This is a genomic window from Pseudochrobactrum mosebachae, from assembly GCF_048914685.1.
GTDB lineage: Bacteria > Pseudomonadota > Alphaproteobacteria > Rhizobiales > Rhizobiaceae > Pseudochrobactrum.
The window spans coordinates 2,712,820-2,738,562 of the sequence record NZ_CP128408.1 but is presented as its reverse complement, the minus strand read 5'-3'; the positions used below and the strand labels follow the sequence as shown (position 1 = coordinate 2,738,562).

Sequence of the window (25,743 nt, the reverse complement as noted above, 5' to 3'; positions counted from 1 at the left end):
CGTTTTAAAATCTGAACAGCGCGCAGGGTTTTATAATTGTGGAATACGTTCGCCGACGCCCTTGCCTGCAGTTCTGAGCGTGGCAGACATCCGTCGCTCAGGACTGTGACGGGTTAATGCCAGCAAAATCCCCATAGTAATGGCAATCGCCACCAATGATGAACCACCATAAGAAATAAACGGCAAGGTCATACCCTTGGCCGGCATCAGATGCAAATTCACTGCCATATTAATAATCGACTGAAAGCCGAACAGGATCACAATACCGGAAATTGCCAGCCGCGTGAAAGCATCACGCTCTTTCATCGCCACGGCTAATCCGCGAATAACGATAAATGCAAAGAGCAGCATAATCAGCAGGCATAAAATAATGCCGTATTCCTCTGCGGCAACAGAGAAAATAAAATCCGTATGGCTATCAGGAATAATACGCTTAATCGTGCCTTCACCTGGGCCTTGTCCGAACCAGCCACCGCTGATGATAGCCTCACGCCCACTATCGACCTGAAACGTATCACCCTCGCCGGTCATAAACCGGTCAATACGTCCGGCCACATGCGGAAAAAACGTATAGGCGCTTAAACCGCCAACCACAGCCACACCGCCCAGCACAATAATCCACATCCATGGCATACCTGCCAGAAAAAACATTGCGCCCCAGCTTACAGCTGTCAGCGTAGTCTGACCAAAATCCGGCTGTGCCATCAACAGCGCGGCAACCATACCAAACAGCAGCATCGCCAGAAAATTGCCCGGAATATCGGCATTGCGCTCCTGCTCAGAAAATAGCCAGGCGCAGATCACCACAAAAGCAGGTTTCATAAATTCTGACGGCTGAATGGAAATACCTGCCAGCGAAACCCAGCGCCGTGCGCCTTTAACCTCAATACCGAAAAACAGTGCCGCAACCATCAGGATCAGTGAAATTATAAGCAAAATCAATGCGCCGCGTCGTACCAAACGCGGGCTGAGAAAAGATATGCCGATCATAACAACCAGTGCGGGGATCATAAAAACAATCTGGCGTTCAACAAAATGGAAACTATCGAGGCCAATACGCTCGGCAACCGCAGGACTTGCCGCATAAGACAGCAAAATACCAAGCCCCATCAACGCCAGACAGGCTGCTAGAAAATAACGGTCAATTGTCCACCACCAATTGGCAACAGCACCCCGGTCTACGCGGCTAACCATCAGTCGGCACTCCCTATCGGCTTAAATCCTGCAAGCGTCATGACCTTATCACGAAATGCTGATCCGCGTTTTTCGAAATTCGGGTATTGATCAAAACTGGCACAAGCAGGCGATAGCAGTACCACCGGTTCCTCACCTTTATCTTGGCCCGCATCATGGGCCGCATGCTCAACCGCCGCATCCAGCGTATGGCTGATTTCAAACGGCACATCGCTGCCCAGCGTTGCAGCAAATTGCGCTGCTGCTTCGCCGATCAGATAGGCTTTGGTAATCCGCGGAAAAAATGCGTGTAAACTCTCAATACCACCACTTTTCGGCAAGCCGCCAACAATCCAGTACACCTTGTCAAAAGATGACAAGGCCGGTGCTGTCGCCTCGGCATTGGTCGCTTTTGAATCATTGATAAACAGGGTTTTCCCCGCATGGCCAACCTGCTCCATGCGATGCGCAAGCCCCGGAAAACTGCGCAAACCTGCTGTAATTTCCGCAAGGCTCAATCCGACCGTCAAACAGGCCGCAATGGCTGCCAGTGCATTTTGCGCATTATGCGCACCACGCAAAGAGCCGATGCCGTCAAGCGACAATAGCAATGTCGCCTGCCCTTGTTCAGCTTGAAAAACATTCGCACCTTGCGCATAAAAACCGTTGGCAAGAACCTGATCTTTTGAAAAGCGGATCAGTTTTTTGCCTTTCGCCTCAAGCCGGTCGGCAATGGCAATGCAATACGCGTCATCAACCGCCACAATTGCCGTATCGCTACCTGCAACCAGAAGTTCTTTGATCGCGGCATAGCGCTCCATCGAGCCGTGTCGATCAAGATGATCGGGCGTCAAATTAAGCAGAATGCCTGCGGTTGGGTTGAGCGATGGTGCCAGATCAATCTGATAGGAAGAACATTCAACCACATAATTGCGCGCGTCTACCGGAGGCTCCAGTGACATAACAGCCGTGCCGATATTACCGCCAAGCTGCATATCGCGGCCTGAGACCTTGATAATATGGGCAATCAAAGCGGTTGTGGTGGATTTTCCATTGGTGCCGGTAATAGCAATAAACGGGCAATTTGCACCGCTATAATTACGCTCACGACAGAACAGTTCCACATCGCCAATAACCGGCACATGCGCCTGATGCGCCAGATCAACACTCCAATGCGGCTTGGGGTGGGTAAGCGGCACACCGGGCGACAGCACAAAATCTGTAAAGCCTGCCCAATCCGCCTCGCGCAGATCCTGAACCGCAATACCACAGGCAACCGCACGCGCCACACTGTCCGGATTATCATCCCACGCCACCAGCCGCGCGCCACCGGCGATCATGGCTTGTGCGGTTGCAATACCGGAACCGCCAAGGCCAAACAGCGCAACAACCTTATCTTTCAGGGTCAGGGTCGGAATCATAATCGGGTGCCTATCAAAGACGTATTACAAATACATAATTTAACCCGAAAAGATGAATAACTTTTCGGGTTCAGTCTTAACGCAACTTCAAAGTTGAAAGACCGATCATCGCCAGAATAATCGCAATGATCCAGAAGCGGATAACGATCTGACTTTCTGTCCAGCCTTTTTTCTCAAAATGGTGATGAATAGGCGCCATCAGAAACACGCGCTTGCCGGTCATTTTAAACCAGCCAACCTGAATAATAACCGACAATGCCTCCATCACGAACAGCCCGCCGATAATCGCCAGAACGATCTCATGCTTGGTCGCAACAGCAACTGCGCCCAGCATACCGCCCAGCGCCAATGATCCGGTATCACCCATAAAAATCGCAGCAGGCGGCGCATTGAACCACAAGAAGCCAAGCCCTGCACCAATCACCGCGCCCAGAATAACCGCTAATTCACCAGTGCCCGGCACAAAGTGAATCTGCAGATAATCTGCGAAAATCGCATTACCGGAAAGATAGGCTATAAAGCCGAAAGAGGCTGCTGCCACCATCACCGGCACAATCGCCAGACCGTCAAGACCGTCGGTAAAGTTAACCGCATTACCCGAACCAACCATGACAAAAGCTGCAAACGGAATGAAGAACCAGCTGAGATCGATCAGCATGCCTTTAAGAAAAGGAAATGTCAGCGAAGATGAAAACGGCTCTTGTCCTGTGCGCATAATCACAAATGCAGCCACGGCAGCGATAATGAATTCAAGGCCAAGACGCGCTTTACCTGAAAAGCCTTTATCAGACTGTTTGGTAACCTTCAGATAATCATCATAAAATCCAATAGCGCCGAAGCCGATAGTGACCAGCAACACCACCCACACATAAACGCTTTTAAGATTGCCCCACAGCATGACCGAGGCCAGCGTGCCAAACAAAATCATCAGCCCGCCCATGGTTGGCGTACCGGCTTTTTTAAAGTGAGTCTGCGGGCCGTCGGCACGAATAGGCTGGCCGCGCCCCTGACGCACACGCAAACTGTCGATAATCCGTGGCCCGAGTAAAAATACCAGCAAGGCTGATGTAATTAACGCACCGCCGGTGCGGAAGGTTATATAGCGGAACACGTTAAAAAACGACAGATGATCCGCAGCACTGGCTAATAACATCAGCATCGGGTGAATGCCCTTCAGGTCAGTATCGACGCTTTAAAACCGGCATTACTTTGCAATACCTTGTTCAGCGCCTATTATTGTTTTGCAATCATTCAAGATTGTAGATGATAGAACCGGCTTTATGAAAAAATCACAAAACCGGCATAATTATTCTGCGCCTTCTGCAGCGACATATTTCTTCAGCAATGCTTGCACAATTTTTACAAAGCCGATCGATTTGGACGATTTGATCATCACTACATCTCCGGGACGCACTGCTTTGACTACAAGTGGCAGTAGTTCGTCAACGGTTTCCCGATACTCAACGTGAATTTCCGTCGGCATTGCAGATTTCAGGGCACTCATATGCGCGCCGCCGATAAACAGCATATTCACATGCGCATCCACAATCGGGCGTGCCAGATCACCATGCAATTTAGAAGACTGCTTGCCAAGCTCCAGCATATCGCCAAGTATGGCAATGCGTCTTCCGGCTTCAGGGCGCTCGCCCTGCGGCTCTGTTACTTCCAGCAAGGAGAGCGCAGCACGCATTGAAGCAGGATTGGCATTATAGCTTTCATCAATCAGCGTGAATGTGCCCTCACCGATGCGCAAACGATATTGCGCACCGCGTCCAGCCTCTGCCTGCAAATTGGCTAGCGCCAACACAACCTTGGTAAGATCAGCTCCTGCAAGATGCGCCGCGCCCATAACCGCGAGCATATTCTGCACCATATGTCGGCCCGGCGCGCTGATTTTAACGGCAGCCTCCTGACCGGCCAAAGAGGCTGTGATGCAGGAGCAATCCGATTTCAGCACCATATCGCGCAGCCGGTAAGTGGCACGGGCATTTTCGCCAAAAGTCACAATATGCTCAACGCCTGCTTCAACCGCCAGAGTTTCAAGCTGCTTAAAGCGCTTATCATCACGGTTTAAAAGCGCGTAACCACCGGGCAACAGACCTTCAAATATCTCGGCTTTGGCAACCGCAATCTCTTCCAAATTAGCAAAATGCCCCAGATGTGCCGGTGCAATCAAGGTTATCACCGCAATATGCGGCTGTACCATTTTCACTAATGGGCGAATTTCGTCATGATGGTTCATACCAATTTCAAACACACCATAATCAGCATCTTCAGGCATCCGCGCCAATGTCAGCGGCACACCCCAGTGATTATTGAACGATGCAGCCGAGGCATGCACCTTACCGCATGGGCTAAGCACATGGCGCAATGCTTCTTTGGTCGTGGTTTTACCCACCGAGCCGGTCACTGCAATGATTTGTGCTTTGGAACGGGCACGCGAGGCAATGCCAAGACGGGTCAATGCCGCCAGCACATCATCAACCACAATCATCGGCACCTGCATTTTACCCAATGCAGGCAGGCGTGCTTCCGTTACCACCATTAATCCCGCGCCGGCAGCCATAGCCGCCGTTGCAAAATCATGGCCGTCAAAAACATCGCCTTTAATGGCAAAGAAAGCTTCGCCTTTTCGTAAAGAGCGGGAATCGATTGAAATACCGGTAATACCGACAGGGAGCTGACCAACAGGCCGCCCCTCCATCGCTTTTACCATATCAGCCGATTTCCATAAGATATCATTCATTTAAAACGCGCCTCAAGCGAGCGGGCAACTTCGGCATGATCAGAGAATGGCAGCGTCACACCATTGATGGTCTGCCCCTCTTCATGCCCCTTGCCCGCGATAATAATGGTATCGCCCGCATCAGCCATCAACACCGCATGGCGGATAGCTTCGTGGCGATCACTGATTTCTATTGCACCCGCAGTTGCGGTCATGATCTCTGCACGGATTGTTGCCGGTACTTCTGACCGCGGATTATCGTCGGTCACAATAACCACATCAGCCAGACGGGTCGCAATTTCACCCATGATCGGGCGCTTACCCTTATCACGGTCGCCACCACAACCAAACACCACAATCACCCGTCCGGTCGTAAAAGGCCGCACAGATGTCAGCACATTCTCCAATGCATCCGGCTTATGTGCATAATCCACATAGATCGGCGCCCCGTTTTCTGTAGAGCCAACCAGATCAAGACGACCCGGCGCACCTTTCAAACGCTCCAGCGCACGAAAAGCGGCATCGGCAGGCACACCGGAGACCAGCGCCAGCCCCGCTGCAACCAGCGCATTGGAAACCTGAAAATCACCAGCCAGCGGCAAAGTCACTTCATAAATTTTGCCATCATGATGCAATTCAATATGCTGGCGGTGGCGCTCATGCTCAACACGCTTCAATGTGATGAAATCGCCTTTGCGCCCGACTGTCTTAACGTCACAGCCGGCATTTCTCGCCGCTTCTATAGCCTGCGCAGAATAAATATCATCGGCAAATATAATAGCCGGTGCGCCCTTCGGCAGCAGCGTATCAAACAGCCGCATTTTAGCATTGAGGTAATCTTCAACGGTTGGATGGTAATCCATGTGATCACGACCAAGATTGGTGAAGGCACCCGCCGTCAGCTTCACACCATCAAGGCGGCGCTGATCAAGACCATGTGAAGAAGCTTCCATACAGGCATGGGTTACGCCCTCATCACTGAGCTCTGCCAGAACTTTTTGCAGCTCAACCGGATCCGGCGTGGTCAATGAACCATAATCATTGCGCGTAGGTGAAAACACACCGGTGGTGCCAATGCTTGCTGCCGCAAATCCGGCATAGGCCCAGATTTGCTGGGTAAAGGCTGCAACCGATGTTTTGCCGCTGGTACCGGTCACTGCAGTAATGATCTGCGGCTGCCTGCCATAAAACTCTGCGGCAATCATTGCCAAAGCATGACGCGGATCATGGCTGCGCAAAACTGGCACAGTTATCTGGCTCGCATCCATGTCTTCATCAGCCAATATGGCAGCAGCGCCGCGCTTGACAGCATCAGCAGCATAGGCTGAGCCATCATTTTTCACGCCTTTAAGCGCGGCAAACAAGGTGCCTTTTTCAACGGTTCGGGAATCGGAGCTGACACCTGAAATATCGATCTCCGCTACAGAGCTTGCGATATCATTCACGAAGGCGGCGATGTTTTTAAGTTTCATTCCGTTTCAGATCCCGATTTTGAACTTAGTCTCGGCGGCTGTGCCTATGGATAGTTTAAGCTAACGCATATAGCCGCAATTCGCATTGTTTTCACTCATTTTCAAAGGCAGCAAGAATTGGCGGCGTTTCTTTAGCGAAATCTGGCGACACACCTAAAAATGAGGCTGACCGGCGAATGATATTTGCAACCATTGGGGCAGCGTTCATCCCTGCAGTAGCAGAAATTTTACCCTCCTCAGGTTTTGGCTCATCAATAATGGTCAAAACAATATAAGTCGGGTCATCCATCGGAAAAGCTGCAATAAAAGCATTAAATCGCACATCTTTAGAATAGCGGCCATTAATCACTTTTTCCGCAGTACCGGTTTTACCACCAACACGATAGCCTTTAACTTCAGCGCGGCGCCCCGAACCGGTTTCACCATTCAAGCGATACAGATAACGCATATCCTGACTGGTTTTTGGATTAAGCACCTGTACCGCAACCTCATTGGCCTCCGATTCAGTACGCGGTTTAAAAGTCGGCGGAATGAGCTTACCGCCATTCATCAATGCCGCAGCCGCAACAGCTGTTTGCAATGGTGTGGTCATCATACCATGACCAAAGGAAATGGTGATTGAATGCACTTTTTTCCAAACGCGCGGCTCAACCGGACGTGCCACTTCCGGCAGCTCGGTCTGCATACGGTCAAGCAAACCCATTTTTTTCAAAAAAGCCCGATGACCTTCAATACCGATGGCATCTGCTTCCTTACCCGAACCGATATTGGAGGAGTAAACAAATACTTCTGCCAGTGTCAGCCAGCGTGCCTTACCATGAAAGTCACGAATTGTCTGGCGGCCAATGGTGATTGGACGGGTCGCATCAAATTTGCTCTCTAAGTTGAACTTGCCGGAATCCAACGCCATTGCGGTGGTAAAGCTCTTGATTGTAGAGCCCATTTCATAAGTACCGGCAGACATCCGGTTCAATCGGTCTTTTTCCAGCGCATTAAACGGATTGTTCGGATCAAAATCCGGTACCGAGGCCATCGCCACGACTTCACCGGTTTTAACATTAAGCACAACAGCACCCGCCGCAATTGCGCGGTACTTCTCAACCGCGCGCACCAGCTCATCACGCATAATATGCTGCACACGCAGATCGATAGAAAGACGGAACGGTTCGAGATTATCCGGCTGTGCAAGCCCCGCCTGCCGCAAGTCACTCAAGCCCTGCCCGTCAATATATTTTTCCATACCGGCAATGCCCTGATTGTCGATATTAACCAGACCAAGAATATGTGAGGCCGTTGGCCCACCGGGATAAAAACGGGACTTTTCAGTACGGAAGCCGATGCCCGGCACGCCAAGCGCCATGATCTGGCTCTGCTGGCGCGGGGTCAGGCCACGCTGGATCCATACAAATCCCGCACCGCTTTTCAGCTTGCGATAGGTGCTTTCCCAGTCAAGATTAGGCAATACTGTTGCCAGCAGCTCCAGCGTTTCATCCGGATCAGCAATTTTCTTTGGTTCAGCATAGAGCGAAGCGGTTTTGATATCTGTGGCCAGAACCTCGCCGTTGCGATCAAGGATATCAGGACGCGAGGCCAGCGTGCTCGCAGCACCCGCACGATAGCTTTCTTCATTACCGCCCTGCATACCGTAATAAACCAGCCGTCCGCCGATCACCGCATAAATGCCAATAAAACAGGTCATTGCCATAAACAAACGGTTACGTGCGCGGTTACCGTGCTTTTTACGGTTACCGGCAAAGGCGACATTGTTATTCAGTGGTGATGTGGCAATGCCGCCCTCATCACTGAGCGCGGCGCTGCCAAATTCCGGTGCCTGTCCAAGGACAGGTGCCTCATCATTCAAAGACGGTTTTTTATTGTTACGACGGAACCAGCCGGTTTTATTGCTCATGGCCGCACTCCCGGAATAACAATGCGCATCGGTGCCGCATTCGAAGATGCATTCTGCATTGAAGTGCCGGATGCAATACTGCCGGTGCTCAGCGGATCAACCGAGGCAACCAGATCGCTCGTGCTGCCGATCAGCTTTTCAATATCATCCGCCTGTTTCATCGGAATATCATCAAACAGCGTAATTTGCGTTACATCGACCGGCTCCAGCTTAAGCTGTTCTTTATAAACATCTGCCAGACGCTGCAAACGGTTGGGCTGTGTCATCAGGCTCCAATCCGCGCGTAACAGGCTGATCGTGTCTTTTTCAAACGCGATCTGACGTTGGATTTTTCTGATCTCAACAACCTGTTTTTCAGCATCATGCTTGATTTTATAGGTCACGGTTGCCGCCACCAGCATCACTGCGATCAGTATAATATCGATTGTTCGCAGCATGATTATTTCCACTTCACTTCGTCTGTTTCGGGAAGGTTCGGTAAGGTCGGCAATCCAAAAATACTATAATCAGGTTTCAACGGCGGATGCTCGGTGCGGATGCCGGCACGCAATTTTGCCGAACGCGAACGCGGATTGCGCGCTTCTTCCTGTTCACTTGCTCCCACAGCGCCTTTAACTGCGAGCGTGAAACTGCCGTGGCGCATATGCGCTTCCGGCAAATGCCGTGACCCACTGCCACCGCCGACACGATCAGCAAAAAACCGTTTTACAATGCGATCTTCCAAGGAATGGAAGGTTACCACAACCAAACGCCCGCCCGGCAAAAGCGCGTTTTCCGCAGCAATCAATGCACGGGCAAGTTCACCTAACTCATCATTCACATAAATACGCAGCGCCTGAAACACCCGCGTTGCCGGATGGATGCGATCTTTCGGGTGGCGACCGATCAGCATCTCCACAGCACTGGCAAGATCACGGGTACGGGTAAAAGGCTCACCCTCACGGCGCTTGGCAATCATACGGGCAATGCGCCCTGCATGGCGCTCTTCACCAAGAAAATTAAAAATACGTGCCAGATCACCAATCTTATATTGGTTGACCACATCAGCAGCACTCAAACCATGCGAAGACATGCGCATGTCCAGCGGACCGTCTTTCTGAAAAGAAAAGCCGCGATCTGCTTCGTCAATTTGCATGGATGAAACACCGATATCCAGCACCACACCATCAGGCTTCACATCGCTCAGCACGTCTTCCATTTGTGAAAAACGCGCCTGCACCAAACGCAAACGCCCCTGAAACTCTTCAACCATCGCTTGGCCTGCAGCAATGGCATTAGGGTCGCGGTCAATGGCCAAAACATCAGCACCGGATTTGAGAATGCGGCGTGTATAGCCGCCGGCACCAAATGTGCCGTCAACAAACAGCTTGCCGGCCTCAGGCTGTAATGCACTGGCAACTTCTTCAAGCAGTACCGGAATGTGGCGGGAATAGTCTTCACCGCCTGCGGTGTGATCAGAACCACTCTCAGCATCTGTTATTGTAAGTGTGTGTGGCTCTGTCATTGTTTCGTCCCCTTCAGGCTCTGCATCAAACCGGCAAGCTTTTGTTTCAGTGCTTGTCGGCTCTGTAGCCAACTCTCTGGCCAATTTTTTGACACGCGAGCGGTATTTACGCAGTTGCAAATGTCAGCACCTTGCATTTCGACTGTCATTTTGTTTTGAGCAAAATGCAGATCAAAATAAGCGGCAACTGAATATCGTCTGGACGCAACAAATTGCATTAAGAAATACCATCGGGGTAATGTAAGCGTCAACGGCAAGATCTGAAACCGGATAACCGGCTCCGCAACCCGTTTTCATGCTATTTTAGCCCATTTCACATTGTGTTTTTGAACCTTACGCAACCGGCCGGAAACGTAACGTTCAAGTTAAATTTATCCAATATTAATATTAAGGAAGGGTTATTATGCGGGTGCAGTCAGCATTTATCCTGCACTGAAAGCCATATTCAGCCGTTGTTTTTTCTTCACATAACAGAGCATGCTGAAATAAAACGGCATAAAACCGCAAAAGCCGGTTCTTCAACCGCCTTTAAACTGTATTTGCAACCGGAACAGAAGTGTCAGCCGGTCTGTAAGCCGGGTTCTGTATGGCCGCACTGTTACCAGTGCGACGCGGCAGCCATTCATCTGGGACGGGTGTTACCACCCGCCTCTTGCAACCCACCCGGACGGCTGATCCGGAAACTGATTATCAGACCGAAGCCTGATGCGCCGTCCCTATTCGGTCTTGCTCCCGATGGGGTTTACCATGCCACTCCCGTTGCCGGCAGCGCGGTGGGCTCTTACCCCACCCTTTCACCCTTACCTGCGCAATTACCCCTAAGGGTAAAAAGCAGGCGGTCTGCTCTCTGTTGCACTTTCCCTAAGGTCACCCTCGCCGGGCGTTACCCGGCATCGTGTTTCCATGGAGCCCGGACTTTCCTCACCTGTCACCTTTCGGCATTAACAAGCGCGGCTGCCCGACCGGCTGACAAGGGTCTATAGGCCGGTTCGGTTGCAAAACGCAATAAAAAAGCCGCTCTTCGATTACCGAAAGGCGGCTTTTGATGTTGGACGTTCAAACCTGCACCTTACGGAGAAAGTTTTAGAAGGAAGCTATCACAAGGCTTGGCTGAGAGAGCTTGCCCCCCCGAGGCTTTGCCGAGAGAATCCAACCACAGGCGTTGCCGAGAGAATCCAACCAAAGGCGTTGCCGAGAGAGCGCAAACAAAGCAAGGCTTTGCAAATTCTAGAACGAAGCCATATAGGTTTTTACATTGCTGCAATATCTTGCAGATGTCGGGTTCATGCGCTTGGCGCCATGACCGGCATTATATTTTAGAATTGTACCACAGGTTGAACCGCCGCCAAGCTTTTGTGCCTGAGCCAGATATTTCATACCAAATTGTACATTCACAGCCGGATCATAAAGACCTTTGGCTGAACCGGTATAACCAAGACCGCGCGCAGTTCCGAGCTTGATCTGCATCAAACCGATTTCGCCGGCTTGACCGCGCACATTCGGCTGATAATTGCTCTCATGGCGCACAACCGCATGGGCAAGCGACAAAGGCACGCCATAGCTGGAAGCATAACGGGCAATAATGTTTGAGAACGGCTTGCCTGATTTATTTTGCGCCTGCTTTGTTTCACCTTTACCATTGATCTGTGATTTCAGATCAATGCGGGTGCGTGCAGAACGACGCTCAATAACCGGCATTTTTGCTGTGTTTTTAGCCGTTTGTTTTTTATAGGCGGTACGGCTGCTACCTGTATTATCTTTACGTGTTGTGTTTTTAGCTGTGGCTTTCGCCGCGCCTTTATCGTCGGCAGCCTGTTTTTGCGCCTTCAGCATGGCAACGAGATTCGTTTTTTCCATAACTGGTGCACTCATGGCTGACGTCAGACCAAACGAAACCATCGCCCCGCTAAGAGCGCATAATAATCCAAATTTTTTAATCATAAACCTAACCGTTAGAACTGTTACATGAAACCGCCGAAGCGATTTCGCATCAATGCAAAATCGTAAATTCGACGCGCTTCCTTATAGAAAACAGTCCGCCTCCTCATCAGATCTGCTCAAGGAAATTGAGGTTGTATCTGACGTGGGAATGCAGCCGAAGATTGTCCCGCCAAATCACAGTTTGATAAAACCTGTAACAATAACGGAAATAACCCCGAATAAATTAGGAACAATTTTATAATAATCAGCTAGTTACAGCTTCACGCAAATTGGTTGAAATAAGCCTGTGTAAAGTCTCAATTGTCGAGATATCGGCCACGCCATCGATCTGATTTGGACGAAAATGGCGCTGAAATGCACATAAAACCACTTTTGTATGCTCGTTGAATACACCGTCAATGGTAATATCATAGCCATACATAGCCAGCATCGACTGCAAAGCCTCTACCGGTTGCCCGCTGTCACCCATTGCGAAGAACCGGCCGCCGCGGATGGGGGCAGGCTCAACCCAATGGCCGATACCGGCCTCATAGAGTTTGCGCCACGGAAAATTTTCGCCCGGATCAATTTTGCGCTCAGGCGCAATATCAGAATGCGCAAGCACATTGGCAGGCGCAATATTATAACGCTCACAGATAGAAGCAGATAATGCGATGACAGCAGCAATCTGCTCATCAGGAAAAGGCGGAAAATTCTCCAAAACACCGGCATTGACAATTTCAATGCCGATAGAGGCTGAATTCAGATCGCGCTCACCCTTCCAAAAACTATTGCCCGCATGCCATGCGCGCGCACTCTCCGCCACCATCTGTACAACTCGACCGTCCTCATGCACCAGATAATGGGCAGAAACCTCACGTTCCGGACATTTCAAAATATCCAGTGCCTCTTCAGCAGTCTGCATGCCGGTATAATGCAGGATCAGATATTCAGGGGTTTTGCCATCTTTGCGAACACCAAAATTGGCTGAAGCATCAATGCTTGCCAGAGGATAATCCGGTATCGTCAGCAATTCAGGCGCCATTTGATCATTGTGCAGACTTGCTGTTTGCGGTGAATGATTATCCTGCGTGCTCATGCTGACCCAACTGTTTTTCTACTGTCGCCCATGCGGCGTTGATAGCCGCAAGACGGTGATTGGCAATCTTTTGAAATTCCGGCGGCATACCGCGGGCAATAACCAGATCCGGATGGTTCTGACGCACCAGCGCGCGATAATGCTGCTTCGCCTGTTTATAGCCCACGCCGCGCATTAATCCCAGCACCGCATAAGGATCGGCAGGTCCTAAATTGACATGCCGACCGGCAATCAGCAGAAACTCGTCTTCCTCAAGGCCAAAAATCTCAGCGACACGGCGCAGAAATTCCATTTCCTTATCATGCACATAACCGTCAGCTTTAGCGATATAAAACAAACCGTCGAGCACATCAGACAGCGCACCGCATGGCTCTGCAGGGTTCTCTTGCTGAGATGACCGGCATAAAGCAGCGATTTGGCGCGCATAGCTTTCAAAACCCGCAACATCCTGCTTGGCAAGATTATAAAGCCGGGATACATGCGCGGCCTCTTTTTCCGGAACTTCAAAAATATCTTGAAAAGCCCGCACTTCATGTTCGGAAACAATGCCATCAGCTTTAGCCATTTTGGCTGACAGGGCAATCATGGCAATGGAAAACGTTACCCGGCGGCGCGTTTCTGCGTCGCCTTCAAAATAAGTGCGCACAGCCTCGAACACGCCGGAAAATGCGCTGTAGGCAGTTTGCGTAAGAAAATCGGCAATACTGGACCAAATCGACATAAGCTTTTGTAATTCAAAACGACTCTGTTGAAAACAGCCAAGCGCATGATCTGAATGGAAAAACATCTGGCATTTAGGTTACCACCAGATCACTTAGGCAAGTTTTAAGTCGCAGAGATATAATTACATAGCTTTGGCAGAACGCTGCTCTTCACGCATTTGGAGCAGCATACGCTCCCGCACAAAATTTTCAGCTGATTGTTTGGCGTTTTGCGCCTGCTCTGCTGTCTGACCAACACGAACAGCAATTTGCTCAGCGTCAATTCCTGCACGCTGTGCTGCAACAACAATATCTGCCTCGGTTAGCGGTGGTTTAATCGCCGGCAAGAGAACAGCCGGCCCGGCAATACTCTGCTGCTTGGCCTTATTATCAATATCGGCAATTTCCCGATCAGCCTTTTTTTGCAGATCGTCGTCCGTCTGCGCAACAACAACACCAAGTTTGGTGGCTCCTTCTGAGACAGAACCACCGGCAAGAACGTCTTCAGATGTCAAAAAACCGCCTGAGAGAACCAAGCCCAGCAAAACAAAAACAGCGATCAGAAAAGCTGGTAACCGGTACATAGCACCTCCTCTGCACTTTTACCCAAGCGAAATTTATTTCTATATATTACTAATAATATTTTTTACTTATAAAGAAGAGATGACAATATGCATATTAAATAGGTCTAAGTTATGCACATTATAATCAAATGATATTTCTGGCTGTTACTCACTGCGTTCCAATAGCGTAGAAATAGGCACAGCATGGTTTTGCATCCTATGCTGGTTTCGCATCATTGGATTTATGGGCTGATTTAACATTCTGACTTCACTGGGATAATCCGCGAGACATTTTACATTGCGATAAATGATTATCGCTAAACACAAAATTTAACCTTTTCCGGTAATAAAGCATTCATGATTTTCCGCTGATTTTTGTGAGAAACTGATGAAGCCAGTCTTTATTGCCGCCCTCAGCCTGTTTCTGAGCGCCTGTACATCCATGGATTATGATTTTTCGGATGTGAAAAAATCAGGGCGCAGCACCATATCCATGCCCTCAGCCAATGCTGTAACCGGCACAACCAAAGCGCCGCGCTTTTACGACCGTAAACCGCACGATTATACCGGCAAAACACCGCTTCATTATCCGGTGCACGGAACCGATGTTTCAAAATATCAGGATAAAGTCGACTGGCAGACTGTGCGTAACAGCGGTATTTCATTTGTTTTCATTAAAGCCACAGAAGGTGGCGACCGATTTGACGACCGGTTTAACGAGCATTGGGCCGGCGCACGTGCTGCCGGCATTCCGCGCAGTGCCTATCATTTCTATTATTTCTGCCGCAGCGCCGCAGATCAGGCACGCTGGTATATTCGCAATGTACCAAAAGACCCGAACGCTCTGCCGCCTGTGCTGGACATGGAATGGAACGCCCAGTCCCCGTCTTGCAAACTACGTCCGGATGCAGCTGTTGTGCGCAAAGAAATGCGAACATTCTTGACCATGATCGAACGCCATTACGGTAAAAAGCCGATCATCTACACCACAGTTGATTTCTTTGACGATAACGAGCTGCGCAGCTTTAGTGATTATCCGTTCTGGTTGCGCTCGACAGCAGGCCATCCGGATGAAAAATACGGGCCGCATCCGTGGGTTTTCTGGCAATATACCGGCACCGGCACCATTCCCGGCATTAAAGGTGATGCAGATATCAATGTCTTTGGCGGCAACCACGCGCAATGGCGAAAGTGGCTGGAAAGCAACAAGGTCAGATAAAAGTACAAGGCAATCCTGAAACCAGCAGAATTCCGGCTTTTGCACCTTCTTTTTCACAAAATCTTTATGCAGGAAGTAATTTCCGAGCGCCGCACACCTATGCCTTTTTTAGCATAGTGTGCGGCGCCACTATTATTTATGATGGTATCAGCTTCATTCAGTTTGCTTATGCCAGATTGTTTAGGAAAAACCTGAGTTATGTCACGTCCCGCTCTTCTTCTTGCCGCTCTGCTTACGACAGTCAGTCTGCCTCTGGCAGCGCAGGAGCCAGCCAAAACACAGCCAGCACCGGCCGCAGCCTGTGGCGGCGATCTTGGCATCTGGTTTGAAGGCGTTGTTGCCGAGGCAAAAGCAAATGGCATTTCAGACAAAACCATCGCCGAGCTGTATAAAGCCCGCATTGATGACCGCACACTCGCGCGTGACCGCACCCAATCCGTTTTCAATCTGACCTTTATCGAATTTTCAAAACGGCTGATTTCCGAGCAGCGCCTGAAAACAGGCCGCGCAAAACTCGTCCAGCATGCGGATATCTTCAAAAAAGCAGAAGAGACTTATGGTGTACCGGGCCCGGTTATTACGGCCTTCTGGGGGTTGGAAACTGACTTTGGTGCCATTCAGGGCGATTTTGATACGCTGAACTCCCTTTATACATTGTCTTATGATTGCCGCCGCCCTGATCTGTTCCGCCCTCAGCTGATGGCGCTGCTGCAACTTATTGATCAGGGGGTGGTTGATGCCGGTACGCAAGGTGCTTGGGCCGGTGAGATTGGCCAGATGCAGCTGCTGCCCAAAGACTATCTGGAGCGCGGCGTTGACGGCGACGGTGACGGCAAAGTAGATTTGAAAAACAGTGTTGCCGATGCGGTGATGACAGCAGCCCGTATGCTCTCAGAGCTTGGCTGGCAGCGCGGTGAGCCATGGCTGGAGGCTGTGCAACTCACGCAGGAACTGCCATGGGAAAATTCGATCCGCTCGAACCGTATGCCACATTCCAAATGGAGCGGCTGGGGCGTTCAATCGGTCAATGGCAACCCGCTTGGTGCTGATGACGGTGATGCATCACTGCTGATCCCAATGGGTCGCAAAGGTCCCGCATTTCTCTCATACCGCAATTTTGATATTTTCGTCGAATGGAACAAATCAATCGTCTACGCCACAACGGCTGCTTATTTTGCCAGTCGCCTCGCTGGCGGCGAACCGTTTAATCCGGGCTCACCGGTTATCGGCCTAACCACCGAAGAACTGAAAGAACTGCAAAACAAGCTCGTTAGCCATGGTTATGAAATGGGTAGAATCGATGGTGTATTTGGCACCATGACCAGAGATGCTGTGCGCACAGAACAGCTGCGTTTAGGCCTGCCTGCGGATTCATGGCCAACCCTGGAATTACTTGAAAAGCTATAAATTTTGTGGGATTTTGATGCTGAACATAAAATAATTTATGCGGCATCAAAATCCCTATAAAGCCGATTAAACTACTGTATTTATTATTTAAATATATTTTACCACCAAAGTCATACACCCTGTTTTTTGGTCACATAATTCGCTCAATGTGAATTTAGTCTTTTCTTTGGCCGTTTATGTCGATAAAATGACACAAACGGGAAATGCTAAGACACAGTTAATAAACCGTCAATTTGCTCCTGAAACCATGTGATAACATGGCATATGTTCGTGAGTGATATTTAAGACGGGATGTTGCATTTCCGGTTCGCAGTAAGGGAAATCAAGTCTGATTATCGTGCTGAAATTCAATGCCAGCAAGATGAAAGATTGAGGTTTCCAAAATTTATCTGCCGCATCCGCGGTATTTAAAACTTAACTTACAACCTGCTTAGGAGACATCCGCATGGGTTTAACGCGTTCAATCAATGCCCTTATATTTTGCGCAGCTTTTGCTTTTGTCGCAGCAATGATTGTCGGTGTGTTTCCCTGACCCCGTCTGTAATTAGCATAAAATATAACGATCAGAGTGTTTTACATCAGCGTTTAATAAATTATAGCGTAGAGTAGTTTCAGGAAAAGTGGGAACCGGCTTTCCGTCCGAAACTGCGTTTAAACAAACCGCTCTAGCATATCACCGGCATATCGGGGTTTCATATTAAGCATTGAATTAAAACAAAAGCCCTACGGAAGCATTTTCCGCAGGGCTTTTTTGTTGGCAATATGAGTGAGTGTTTTATGCAGCAGCAACCGGCGCTCTGACACCCAGAAGATGACAAATAGCAAAAGCCAGATCTGAACGGTTCATGGTATAAAAGTGGAAATCATTCAAACCGCGCTCAATCAGATCATGCACCTGCTCCGCAGCCAAGGCTGCTGACACCAGCATATGGGTCTGAGGGTCGTTATCCAGCCCGTCAAAGCGCTCCGCCAGCCATGTTGGTATCCGTGTACCGGCGCGCTTGGAGAAGTTAGCAACCTGCCGGAAATTATGGATTGGCAAAACGCCCGGAATAATCGGTATATAAATACCTGCACGACGTACGCGCTCCACATAACGCTCATATAAATCATTATCAAAAAAGAATTGGGTAATCGCACGTGTTGCCCCATTATCCACTTTGCGCTTGAGCATTTCAATATCGGTTGCAAAATCCGGGCTTTCCGGATGCTTTTCAGGATAAGCAGAAACGCTGATATCAAAGTTAGCAATGGATTTCAGTCCGGCGACCAGATCGGCACCATTCTGATAACCATCCGGTGTCGGTGTATAGGCCTCGCCAATCCCCCCTGCCGGATCACCACGCAGCGCCACAAAGCGCGTTACGCCGAGTGAGGCAAAAGAGCGGACGATCGAATTGACCTCTTCCTTGCTGGCATCCACACAGGTTAAATGCGCAGCCGGTGTGATTGAGGTTTCTTTAATAATACGCGCAATGGTTTTATTGGTACGCTCGCGGGTAGAGCCACCGGCACCATAAGTCACGGAAACAAAAGCAGGGTTAAGCGGTGCCAGACGGGTAATGGTTTCCCATAAGCGCGCTTCCATCTCTTCGGTTTTCGGCGGAAAAAACTCGAAAGATACGCGGATCGGGTGCGCGCTCTCAGAACGTCGCTGCTGGCCGAAATAAGACATAGGAATTCTCCGTCATGCATAAAATCTGGTCACAACCGCTCTTTGCAGCCATGAAAAATGTAAAATAGGTCTTTTAATATCCTGCAGAGTGCAAGATTTCAGACAGCATTCCTCAATCGTCAAATGCATTCATTTGACGGAATTCACTATCTGCAACCTCAAAAATAACAGGGCTGCCAATGCTGCTATCAGCGCCAATATCAGGCGATATTGGCCTCAGGCTGCATCGGCGATCAACATTCGCGGGTCACGGGCAACCCAGAGCTTGATCACCAGCCCGGCAGCTTGTTCGCCTTGTGGTTCAAGCGTAACAGATTGCTCAGGCTCAAGCCCTGCCGCACGCATCCAGCCAGTCATCAGCTCATCGCTGAAACCAAGACGCAAATGGGCATGTTCCTCACGTAAGAATTCAAGCTCATGCGGGGCAAAGTCCACCACCAGCAAACGCCCTTGCGGGCGCAATGCCCGTGCTGCTTCACGAATTGCCGATTGCGGCTCGTCCAGAAAATGCAGAACCTGATGGATTGTCACCAGATCATAACCGTCGCGGTCTACCGGCAGCGCATAAATATCACCCTGCCTGACCTGCGCATGGGCAACGCCAGCCTGATCAAGATTGGTACGCGCAACGGTCAGCATATCGCGGTTGATGTCGATGCCAACGCCACGCACATAAAGCGGGCTGAACATTTCCAGCAACCGGCCGGTACCGGTGCCAATATCAAGCATGGATTGAAAATTTTGATCACCAACAATACCGCGCAGCGCATCTTCAACCATGGCTTCATCAATATGCAATGAGCGGATCTGATCCCAGCTCTCGGCATTGGCACTGAAATAGGCGGTCGCACGGTCATGTCGCTCGGATTTAACCTGCGCAAGACGTTCCTGATCACGCAGCAACAGCGGATCCTGACTGTCCTGCCAGCCGATCAATGCCCGGGAAAGCCCCTGATGGATCGGGGTTTCCGAAAGCCGGAAATACGCCCATGATCCTTCCTGATAGCGGCTGATCAGCCCTGCTTCACTCAATAGCTTGAGATGACGGGAAACACGTGGTTGCGACTGGTTAAGAATGGCAGTCAGATCAGACACAGTAAGATCACCGCCGGTCAGCAATGTAAGAATGCGCAGCCGGCTCGGCTCAGCCGCCGCTTTCAGCACTTCCACCATTTCATCCAGAGCCAAAGGCTTGCCAGTCATTATGCACCATCCCAATCGCAACACATAAAGATATGTTTATGTGATATCCATATGCAATGCAACTAAAATCGACAAAGCCTGCCAGAATGTATAGAACAAGCTCGGTTATCAGATAAAATGCGTGATCCTTCAGGAGAATATCATGCCAGCATCGGCAAAACGCATGAAAAACATAGCGCAAGCGCTAACTCTGCTGGCTCCGCGCACGCCCTATTATGATGCCGAACACATCCGTGCAGCCGCCGCTGCACCGCATATGCGTGCACTTACGGCAGATAATGCCGTGCGGCTCGCACTGCTCGCATATGTCCGCCATACCTATACAGATTACGACACGTTACGTGATGAAGGACTGGATAAAGACAGCGCGCTTTATTGGATCAGACAGCAGATCAATGACAAGCTGAATGAATGGCATGCGATTATTGAAGAGCTTCATTCAGGGGTATAGAATATCTGCTCCGGCACGCGTGCGCTGATCTTTTCACCGATTGAAACCGCGCCTGCCCGCTCAACCCAGCTGGTCTGCCCGCGCAAATATTTGGCAGCTCTCACAAAATTCAAGGCGGTCAGCGCCTCTTCTTCTGCACCAATATGGTGGGCAATTGACGTGCCTGCAATCTTGCAGGGCGCATTAACACCGTCCAGTTTCAGCGTCAGTCCACTTTCAAAAAACAACACTGTACCGGCAGGTAATAATGTGAAATCAGCAATATCCTCAACCACAATATTGGCACCGATCCATTCCGGCTTAATCGCAGCAATCCCCATGATTGAGGCAATTTTAGCCAGCTCTCGACCGCAAACCAGTGAGATTTGACGGTCATTACGAATGGCGGTTCCGCGCACATACCACGGCTCGCGGCCTCCGGCCTTGCGTGTAAGCCCGTAATGATGGTCACCAACAATACCGCCGCTGTCACAGTCCAGCCTGTTCACCGCCTGTGTGATAAAATCCTTGCCGGAAGCTATATATAACCCAGCCACACGCCCGTTAACTTTGCGGGAGGCAAGACGCTTGCCGTGGTCACTGCCAAAAAGATCGGCCATTTACGCTCACCAATATCCGCGCTGCACAACAATAAAAACACGCGGAAAATGCAACAACACTTTACCATCTGCCGCAACCGGATAATGCTCTTCCAGCCGCTCGGTATATTCTGCCAGATAATCCTGGCGCTCCTCTTCATTCAGCGGATCAAGAAACGGGCGCAACCCGGTTGATTTAACCCATTCAGTGATCGCAGCATGACCATCGAGCGGATGATTATAAATCGTGTGCCAAATATCTATCTGCGCGGCAAGCGGTGCCAGCGCATCATAATAGGCGTTTACGCTGGGCATTGGCGGGCGTGCTGCCTGACCGATCCGCTCAATCCAGCGGCTGTCTTTAGCCACTTCGCGCATCATGCGGTGCGAGGCCTCCCCATGATTATCAGGCATTTGCACCGCAAGCACGGCTCCGGCTTTCATTGTGGTCAATAACCGCTGCAATTGCGCAAGATGATCAGGCAACCACTGAAAGACCGCATTTGAAAACAACAGATCAGTTTCAGCAGCCGGTTCCCAGCGCGTTATATCCTCAAGAAAAAACGTCACGTCCGGCAAGCGCTCACGCGCCTTTTCAATCATATCCGGTGAGCTGTCGAAACCTGTAAGCGCAGCCTGCGGCCAGCGCTGGTGCAAGACTTGCGTAGAATTGCCGGGACCACAGCCAATATCGACAATCATTTTGGGATCAGCGAGCGGAATACGCGCAATCAGATCAGTGACAGGTCGTGTGCGCTCATCTTCAAATTTCAGATAATGTTGTGCTGACCAATCTTGCATTGCTTCATCTCCGCTTGCTTATACACATAATCTATAGCGTCAGAGATATTTGCCAAGCCGCTCATTGATTAAAACTGCAAACAAAAAAACGCTCCCTTTTGGGGAGCGTTTTGCAGATTTTATACTGTCGCAATGCGTGACGTGATTAGCGTGTCAGCGGCTTATAGGTTACGCGCTTAGGATTAACGCTATCGGCACCAAGACGACGGATCTTGTCGGCTTCATAATCTTCAAAGTTACCTTCAAACCATTCAACATGGCTGTCACCTTCAAAGGCCAGAATATGTGTGGCAAGACGGTCAAGGAACATACGATCATGCGAAATGATAACAGCGCAGCCGGCGTATTTTTCAAGCGCATCTTCAAGCGCCGCCAGTGTTTCGGTATCCAGATCGTTGGTCGGTTCATCGAGCAGCAACACGTTGCCGCCGGCCTGCAGCATCTTGGCAAGATGCACGCGGTTACGCTGACCACCAGACAGATTGCCAACCTTGGCCTGCTGATCGCCGCCCTTGAAGTTGAACGCACCGCAATAAGCGCGGGAGTTCATTTCAAACTTACCGAGTTTGATAATATCATTGCCGCCGGAAATCTCTTCCCAGACATTTTTATTCGGATCAAGGTGATCACGGCTCTGGTCAACATAACCAAGCTGCACGGTATCACCAATACGGATTGAACCGGAATCCGGCTTTTCCTGTCCGGTAATCATCTTGAACAATGTCGATTTACCGGCACCGTTCGGGCCGATAACACCAACGATACCACCCGGAGGCAGCTTGAATGTCAGGTTTTCAATCAGCATGCGGTCGCCGAAAGATTTTGTCAGGTTTTCAGCTTCAATAACGACCTGACCAAGACGTTCACCGGCAGGAATCAGAATCTGGGCATCACCCGGACGCTGGTTATTGGCGGCTTCAACCAGCTGGTCATAGGCCTTAATACGCGCTTTTGATTTCGACTGACGAGCTTTCGGGCTCGCAGAAATCCACTCGCGCTCACGCTCAAGTGCCTTCTGGCGTGAATCATCTTCACGGCCTTCCTGCAGCATACGCTTGGATTTGGCGCCGAGATAGGCTGAGTAATTGCCTTCATAAGCAATACCGCGACCGCGATCGAGCTCGAGAATCCAGCCGGTCACATTATCAAGGAAGTAGCGATCATGCGTGATGAGCAGCACAGCGCCCTTATATTCACGCAAATGCTTTTCAAGCCATGAAGTTGTTTCAGCATCCAGATGGTTGGTTGGTTCGTCAAGCAGCAGAAGATCAGGCTTCGAGAGCAGCAGCTTGCAAAGTGCAACACGGCGACGCTCACCACCTGAAAGTGTGGTTACATCAGAATCAGCAGGCGGGCAGCGCAGTGCCTCCATCGCCATTTCAACCTGACTGTCGAGATCCCAGAGGTTCTGGCTGTCGATAACATCCTGAAGTGCAGCGCCTTCATCTGCAGTTTCATCAGAATAGTTCATCATCAGTTCGTTATAACGGTCGAGAATGGCTGTTTTGTCAGCCACACCTTCCATAACGTTGCCAAGAACGGTCTTTTCAGGATCAAGATGCGGTTCCTGAGCCAGATAACCACAGGTCGCACCATCTGCGAGCCATGCTTCACCGGTAAATTCTTTATCCAGACCGGCCATGATCTTGAGAACGGTCGACTTACCGGCGCCGTTTGGACCCAGAATACCGATCTTGGCATCCGGATAGAATGACAAATGCAGGTTTTCGAGAATTTTCTTAGCGCCGTAAGTCTTGGTCAGACCCGACATATGATAAATAAACTGACGTGCCATAGGGCGGCTGATCTCCGAGAATGTGGGTCTGAAAAGCAGACCAGAAATAATGGCCGATATTTGTGAATATCGTTTGTTGCGCTATGTAGGCTAAATCTTGGCCATGAGCAATGGCGCAGCCACTTTTGTTAAGTGCCATTGCTCTGTTTAAAGTGGCAATAATCACTTATCATGACAGAAATAACTGCCTTCTTGTTTTGAAATAGGAACTGCGATGCCATTTAACAAGCCGGAGACGTTTTTAAGCCCCACCGGAGCCAGTCTTGCGGTGCGGTTTCAACCTGCAGATGATGCATTTAAAGCACGCGGTATTGTGCAGATTTGCCATGGTCTGGCAGAGCATTCGGCACGCTATCAGGATTTCGCCTATTATCTGACCCGTCACGGCTTCCATGTCTATGCGCACGACCATCGCGGCCATGGCTTAACCACAGCGCCCGATGCTCCGATCGGGCAGTTTGCGCACAAAGATGGCGCGGATAAAGTGCTGCAGGATGTCGGCTTTGTGCACCGACACATCCGCGAGCAGCATAAATCCCTGCCTGTGATTTTATTCGGTCATTCAATGGGCGGCCTGATCACACTCGCCGCTTTATGCGGAAATTATTGCAAGCCCGATGCGGCAGCCATTTGTAATTCCAACTTTGCCGATCCGCTGACCCAGCGTTTTGCCACTTTACTGCTCAAAGGTGAGCGCATGTTTCTTGGCTCCGATGTAGCAAGCGGTCTGCTGCCTAAATTGACATTTCGCACATGGGCAAAGCAGATTGCGAATTATCAGACACAATTTGACTGGCTTTCGCATGATCCGGCAGAGGTTGCTCTCTATAATGCCGATCCGCTCTGCGGTTTTGATCCGTCCGTCAGCCTGTGGCTTGATGTATGGCGTTTTATGGCAATGTGTAATGATCCGGCGCCCAAACATGCGATAACCCCAAGCTTGCCACTGTATTTGCAAGGCGGTGGTGCTGACCCCTCAACCAATCACGGTAAAGCGCTCACTGCGTTGAACCAGCGCCTTAGCCGTGCCGGACTAAACAATATCACCACGCAGATTTACCCTGATATGCGCCATGAAAGCCTGCATGAAACGCAGCGTGAACGCTTTATGCAGGATTTCAGCACATGGGCCGTTCAAAACACTAAAAATGCTCGTCCAGTTTAATCAAGCCATGTGTCATAATCAGACACCAGCAAATGCACCGGCTCAACATCATCCTGCGCTTCAGAAAAACGCCCGATCGGCTCGCGGAATATATTATCCGTCAGATCATTATTGACCGTTGAAACCTCGCCGATCAGTACATCACCACCCTCACCCCAGAAAGCATGCCAGTTGCCCGGCATCAGGGTAACGCTTTCACCCGGATTGAGGCTAAGGCACCCTCCGGCAGGCAGACGTCTCATGCGTCCGTCACAGGCCACAACCACCTCGCTATTATCGTCGATAGAGCCGTCAGGATGGGAGTTAAACATCTCCAGCACCAGTTTAGCACCGCCACGATTGATAATATCTTCGGCTTTAACTACGTGGCGATGCATCGGCGACAGCTGGTTTTCACGCGAGATCATTATTTTTTCGGCATAAAGCATACCGCTGCCTTTTTGCAGATCTGCTTCCAGCCCGTTACGCACCGTAAACAAAAACAGCCCGAGCTCGTCAAATTTACCCTGCCCGTAATCAGTAATATCCCAGCCCAGACGCGCATTGCGGATAGCAGCACTGTCGCTCTGCACTCGAGCGCGCATTTCTTGCGGCGTCCAATACGCAAATGGCGGCATCACAAAGCCGAAGGACCGTATAAACCGGTCACTCTCAAGGAGTATCTCATTAATCTCTGAGCGTTTCATAGGCCAGTTTTCCTCCGCCGCTTTTTCAACCTGTTATCACCTCTTCCCCCGCCACAGAAAAGCACGGCAGATACCGCCTGACCAGCCCCTCCAGCTATAAAAAATAACGCTGTCTGAAATACGCCGGATGCGGCAGTTTGGCGTGTCGTCTTTATGCGAAACTCATGTCGTTTTCGTATGCGCCTCATTCAGCTTTCAGTGCTTGAATATCCACCATCAGAACCGGTTTTTTAATGAAAGATTCTGAGACTTAACCCAATACCCACTATGGGATCC

22 protein-coding genes and 1 other RNA gene are annotated in these 25,743 nt (G+C 50.2%); 4 read left to right on the top strand and 19 right to left on the bottom strand.

The genetic code is table 11. The features are described from left to right. Positions 1–30: 30 nt before the first annotated feature. The 13 genes from ftsW to MP213Fo_RS12360 form a co-directional block, all read right to left on the bottom strand. Positions 31–1,194, bottom strand: a complete 1,164-nt coding sequence (gene ftsW / locus MP213Fo_RS12420; protein ID WP_421089299.1) for a putative lipid II flippase FtsW — start codon at positions 1,192–1,194, stop codon at positions 31–33. Beyond that, entirely contained in the window at positions 1,194–2,594 is a 1,401-nt protein-coding gene (murD, locus tag MP213Fo_RS12415; RefSeq protein WP_421089298.1) for a UDP-N-acetylmuramoyl-L-alanine--D-glutamate ligase, read from the bottom strand. Before murD ends, ftsW begins: the two co-directional genes overlap by 1 nt. Before the next feature lie 76 nt (positions 2,595–2,670). After that, positions 2,671–3,753, bottom strand: a complete 1,083-nt coding sequence (gene mraY, locus MP213Fo_RS12410) for a phospho-N-acetylmuramoyl-pentapeptide-transferase (RefSeq protein WP_421089297.1) — start codon at positions 3,751–3,753, stop codon at positions 2,671–2,673. Between the two features lie 147 nt (positions 3,754–3,900). Next, positions 3,901–5,340, bottom strand: a complete 1,440-nt coding sequence (locus tag MP213Fo_RS12405; RefSeq protein WP_421089296.1) for a UDP-N-acetylmuramoylalanyl-D-glutamyl-2,6-diaminopimelate--D-alanyl-D-alanine ligase — start codon at positions 5,338–5,340, stop codon at positions 3,901–3,903. After that, on the bottom strand, positions 5,337–6,791 hold the full coding sequence (locus MP213Fo_RS12400; RefSeq protein WP_421089295.1) for a UDP-N-acetylmuramoyl-L-alanyl-D-glutamate--2,6-diaminopimelate ligase: 1,455 nt from the start codon (positions 6,789–6,791) through the stop codon (positions 5,337–5,339). The genes MP213Fo_RS12405 and MP213Fo_RS12400 overlap by 4 nt, the downstream gene beginning before the upstream one ends. Positions 6,792–6,882: 91 nt before the next feature. Then, positions 6,883–8,700: a peptidoglycan D,D-transpeptidase FtsI family protein gene (locus MP213Fo_RS12395; protein WP_421089294.1), complete on the bottom strand. Its 1,818-nt coding sequence runs from the start codon at positions 8,698–8,700 to the stop codon at positions 6,883–6,885. Beyond that, a complete protein-coding gene (gene ftsL / locus MP213Fo_RS12390; RefSeq protein ID WP_421089293.1) occupies positions 8,697–9,137 on the bottom strand; it encodes a cell division protein FtsL in 441 nt (146 codons plus the stop codon). Before ftsL ends, MP213Fo_RS12395 begins: the two co-directional genes overlap by 4 nt. 2 nt (positions 9,138–9,139) lie before the next feature. Further along, positions 9,140–10,204 (bottom strand): 16S rRNA (cytosine(1402)-N(4))-methyltransferase RsmH, encoded by a 1,065-nt coding sequence (rsmH, locus tag MP213Fo_RS12385; RefSeq protein ID WP_421089292.1) that lies wholly within the window; start codon positions 10,202–10,204, stop codon positions 9,140–9,142. A gap of 555 nt (positions 10,205–10,759) precedes the next feature. Beyond that, an RNA gene (gene rnpB, locus MP213Fo_RS12380) (RNase P RNA component class A) lies at positions 10,760–11,174 on the bottom strand. 257 nt (positions 11,175–11,431) lie between these two features. Continuing rightward, the gene (locus MP213Fo_RS12375; protein WP_421089291.1) at positions 11,432–12,145 is read right to left on the bottom strand and encodes a lytic transglycosylase domain-containing protein; all 714 of its coding nucleotides are present in this window, start codon (positions 12,143–12,145) and stop codon (positions 11,432–11,434) included. A gap of 244 nt (positions 12,146–12,389) precedes the next feature. Then, entirely contained in the window at positions 12,390–13,169 is a 780-nt protein-coding gene (locus tag MP213Fo_RS12370) for an N-acetylmuramoyl-L-alanine amidase (RefSeq protein ID WP_421091134.1), read from the bottom strand. Between the two features lie 37 nt (positions 13,170–13,206). Then, on the bottom strand, positions 13,207–13,944 hold the full coding sequence (locus tag MP213Fo_RS12365) for a TerB family tellurite resistance protein (protein WP_421089290.1): 738 nt from the start codon (positions 13,942–13,944) through the stop codon (positions 13,207–13,209). A 123-nt stretch (positions 13,945–14,067) separates the two neighbouring features. Continuing rightward, positions 14,068–14,508: a hypothetical protein gene (locus tag MP213Fo_RS12360; RefSeq protein WP_421089289.1), complete on the bottom strand. Its 441-nt coding sequence runs from the start codon at positions 14,506–14,508 to the stop codon at positions 14,068–14,070. 367 nt (positions 14,509–14,875) lie between these two features. Between MP213Fo_RS12360 and MP213Fo_RS12355 the strand changes: the two genes are divergently transcribed. Then, entirely contained in the window at positions 14,876–15,706 is an 831-nt protein-coding gene (locus tag MP213Fo_RS12355; RefSeq protein ID WP_421089288.1) for a GH25 family lysozyme, read from the top strand. A gap of 198 nt (positions 15,707–15,904) precedes the next feature. Continuing rightward, positions 15,905–17,113 (top strand): lytic murein transglycosylase, encoded by a 1,209-nt coding sequence (locus tag MP213Fo_RS12350; RefSeq protein ID WP_421089287.1) that lies wholly within the window; start codon positions 15,905–15,907, stop codon positions 17,111–17,113. 775 nt (positions 17,114–17,888) lie between these two features. On the opposite strand, the gene metF is transcribed toward MP213Fo_RS12350, so the two are convergent. Both metF and MP213Fo_RS12340 read right to left on the bottom strand, forming a co-directional pair. Beyond that, a complete protein-coding gene (gene metF, locus MP213Fo_RS12345; protein WP_421089286.1) occupies positions 17,889–18,788 on the bottom strand; it encodes a methylenetetrahydrofolate reductase [NAD(P)H] in 900 nt (299 codons plus the stop codon). A gap of 216 nt (positions 18,789–19,004) precedes the next feature. After that, positions 19,005–19,991 carry an ArsR/SmtB family transcription factor gene (locus MP213Fo_RS12340; RefSeq protein WP_421089285.1) on the bottom strand — a complete coding sequence of 329 codons (987 nt, stop codon included), beginning with the start codon at positions 19,989–19,991 and terminating at the stop codon, positions 19,005–19,007. Positions 19,992–20,133: 142 nt separating this feature from the next. Here MP213Fo_RS12340 and MP213Fo_RS12335 point away from each other — a divergent pair, with 142 nt between their 5' ends. After that, positions 20,134–20,442, top strand: coding sequence for a DUF2293 domain-containing protein (locus tag MP213Fo_RS12335; protein ID WP_421089284.1), 309 nt, complete (start codon positions 20,134–20,136; stop codon positions 20,440–20,442). Here the strand turns inward: MP213Fo_RS12335 and MP213Fo_RS12330 are convergent. The 3 genes from MP213Fo_RS12330 to ettA form a co-directional block, all read right to left on the bottom strand. Next, positions 20,427–21,041 (bottom strand): MOSC domain-containing protein, encoded by a 615-nt coding sequence (locus tag MP213Fo_RS12330; RefSeq protein ID WP_421089283.1) that lies wholly within the window; start codon positions 21,039–21,041, stop codon positions 20,427–20,429. The genes MP213Fo_RS12335 and MP213Fo_RS12330 overlap by 16 nt on opposite strands. A gap of 6 nt (positions 21,042–21,047) precedes the next feature. Next, positions 21,048–21,821 (bottom strand): trans-aconitate 2-methyltransferase, encoded by a 774-nt coding sequence (tam, locus tag MP213Fo_RS12325; RefSeq protein WP_421089282.1) that lies wholly within the window; start codon positions 21,819–21,821, stop codon positions 21,048–21,050. A 145-nt stretch (positions 21,822–21,966) separates the two neighbouring features. After that, on the bottom strand, positions 21,967–23,616 hold the full coding sequence (gene ettA / locus MP213Fo_RS12320) for an energy-dependent translational throttle protein EttA (protein ID WP_421089281.1): 1,650 nt from the start codon (positions 23,614–23,616) through the stop codon (positions 21,967–21,969). Between the two features lie 214 nt (positions 23,617–23,830). On the opposite strand from ettA, the gene MP213Fo_RS12315 reads away from it, so the two are divergent. Further along, positions 23,831–24,781, top strand: coding sequence for a lysophospholipase (locus MP213Fo_RS12315; protein WP_421089280.1), 951 nt, complete (start codon positions 23,831–23,833; stop codon positions 24,779–24,781). Here the strand turns inward: MP213Fo_RS12315 and MP213Fo_RS12310 are convergent. After that, on the bottom strand, positions 24,778–25,467 hold the full coding sequence (locus MP213Fo_RS12310) for a D-lyxose/D-mannose family sugar isomerase (protein WP_421089279.1): 690 nt from the start codon (positions 25,465–25,467) through the stop codon (positions 24,778–24,780). The two genes, MP213Fo_RS12315 and MP213Fo_RS12310, sit on opposite strands and share 4 nt — an antisense overlap. Positions 25,468–25,743: the final 276 nt, after the last annotated feature.

Coding starts and splice junctions, on each gene's coding strand:
- ftsW (WP_421089299.1), bottom strand. CDS start 1,194: ATGGTTAGCCGCGTAGACCGGGGTGCTGTTGCCAATTGGTGGTGGACA.
- murD (WP_421089298.1), bottom strand. CDS start 2,594: ATGATTCCGACCCTGACCCTGAAAGATAAGGTTGTTGCGCTGTTTGGC.
- mraY (WP_421089297.1), bottom strand. CDS start 3,753: ATGCTGATGTTATTAGCCAGTGCTGCGGATCATCTGTCGTTTTTTAAC.
- MP213Fo_RS12405 (WP_421089296.1), bottom strand. CDS start 5,340: ATGAATGATATCTTATGGAAATCGGCTGATATGGTAAAAGCGATGGAG.
- MP213Fo_RS12400 (WP_421089295.1), bottom strand. CDS start 6,791: ATGAAACTTAAAAACATCGCCGCCTTCGTGAATGATATCGCAAGCTCT.
- MP213Fo_RS12395 (WP_421089294.1), bottom strand. CDS start 8,700: ATGAGCAATAAAACCGGCTGGTTCCGTCGTAACAATAAAAAACCGTCT.
- ftsL (WP_421089293.1), bottom strand. CDS start 9,137: ATGCTGCGAACAATCGATATTATACTGATCGCAGTGATGCTGGTGGCG.
- rsmH (WP_421089292.1), bottom strand. CDS start 10,204: ATGACAGAGCCACACACACTTACAATAACAGATGCTGAGAGTGGTTCT.
- MP213Fo_RS12375 (WP_421089291.1), bottom strand. CDS start 12,145: ATGATTAAAAAATTTGGATTATTATGCGCTCTTAGCGGGGCGATGGTT.
- MP213Fo_RS12370 (WP_421091134.1), bottom strand. CDS start 13,169: ATGGCGCCTGAATTGCTGACGATACCGGATTATCCTCTGGCAAGCATT.
- MP213Fo_RS12365 (WP_421089290.1), bottom strand. CDS start 13,944: ATGTCGATTTGGTCCAGTATTGCCGATTTTCTTACGCAAACTGCCTAC.
- MP213Fo_RS12360 (WP_421089289.1), bottom strand. CDS start 14,508: ATGTACCGGTTACCAGCTTTTCTGATCGCTGTTTTTGTTTTGCTGGGC.
- MP213Fo_RS12355 (WP_421089288.1), top strand. CDS start 14,876: ATGAAGCCAGTCTTTATTGCCGCCCTCAGCCTGTTTCTGAGCGCCTGT.
- MP213Fo_RS12350 (WP_421089287.1), top strand. CDS start 15,905: ATGTCACGTCCCGCTCTTCTTCTTGCCGCTCTGCTTACGACAGTCAGT.
- metF (WP_421089286.1), bottom strand. CDS start 18,788: ATGTCTTATTTCGGCCAGCAGCGACGTTCTGAGAGCGCGCACCCGATC.
- MP213Fo_RS12340 (WP_421089285.1), bottom strand. CDS start 19,991: ATGACTGGCAAGCCTTTGGCTCTGGATGAAATGGTGGAAGTGCTGAAA.
- MP213Fo_RS12335 (WP_421089284.1), top strand. CDS start 20,134: ATGCCAGCATCGGCAAAACGCATGAAAAACATAGCGCAAGCGCTAACT.
- MP213Fo_RS12330 (WP_421089283.1), bottom strand. CDS start 21,041: ATGGCCGATCTTTTTGGCAGTGACCACGGCAAGCGTCTTGCCTCCCGC.
- tam (WP_421089282.1), bottom strand. CDS start 21,821: ATGCAAGATTGGTCAGCACAACATTATCTGAAATTTGAAGATGAGCGC.
- ettA (WP_421089281.1), bottom strand. CDS start 23,616: ATGGCACGTCAGTTTATTTATCATATGTCGGGTCTGACCAAGACTTAC.
- MP213Fo_RS12315 (WP_421089280.1), top strand. CDS start 23,831: ATGCCATTTAACAAGCCGGAGACGTTTTTAAGCCCCACCGGAGCCAGT.
- MP213Fo_RS12310 (WP_421089279.1), bottom strand. CDS start 25,467: ATGAAACGCTCAGAGATTAATGAGATACTCCTTGAGAGTGACCGGTTT.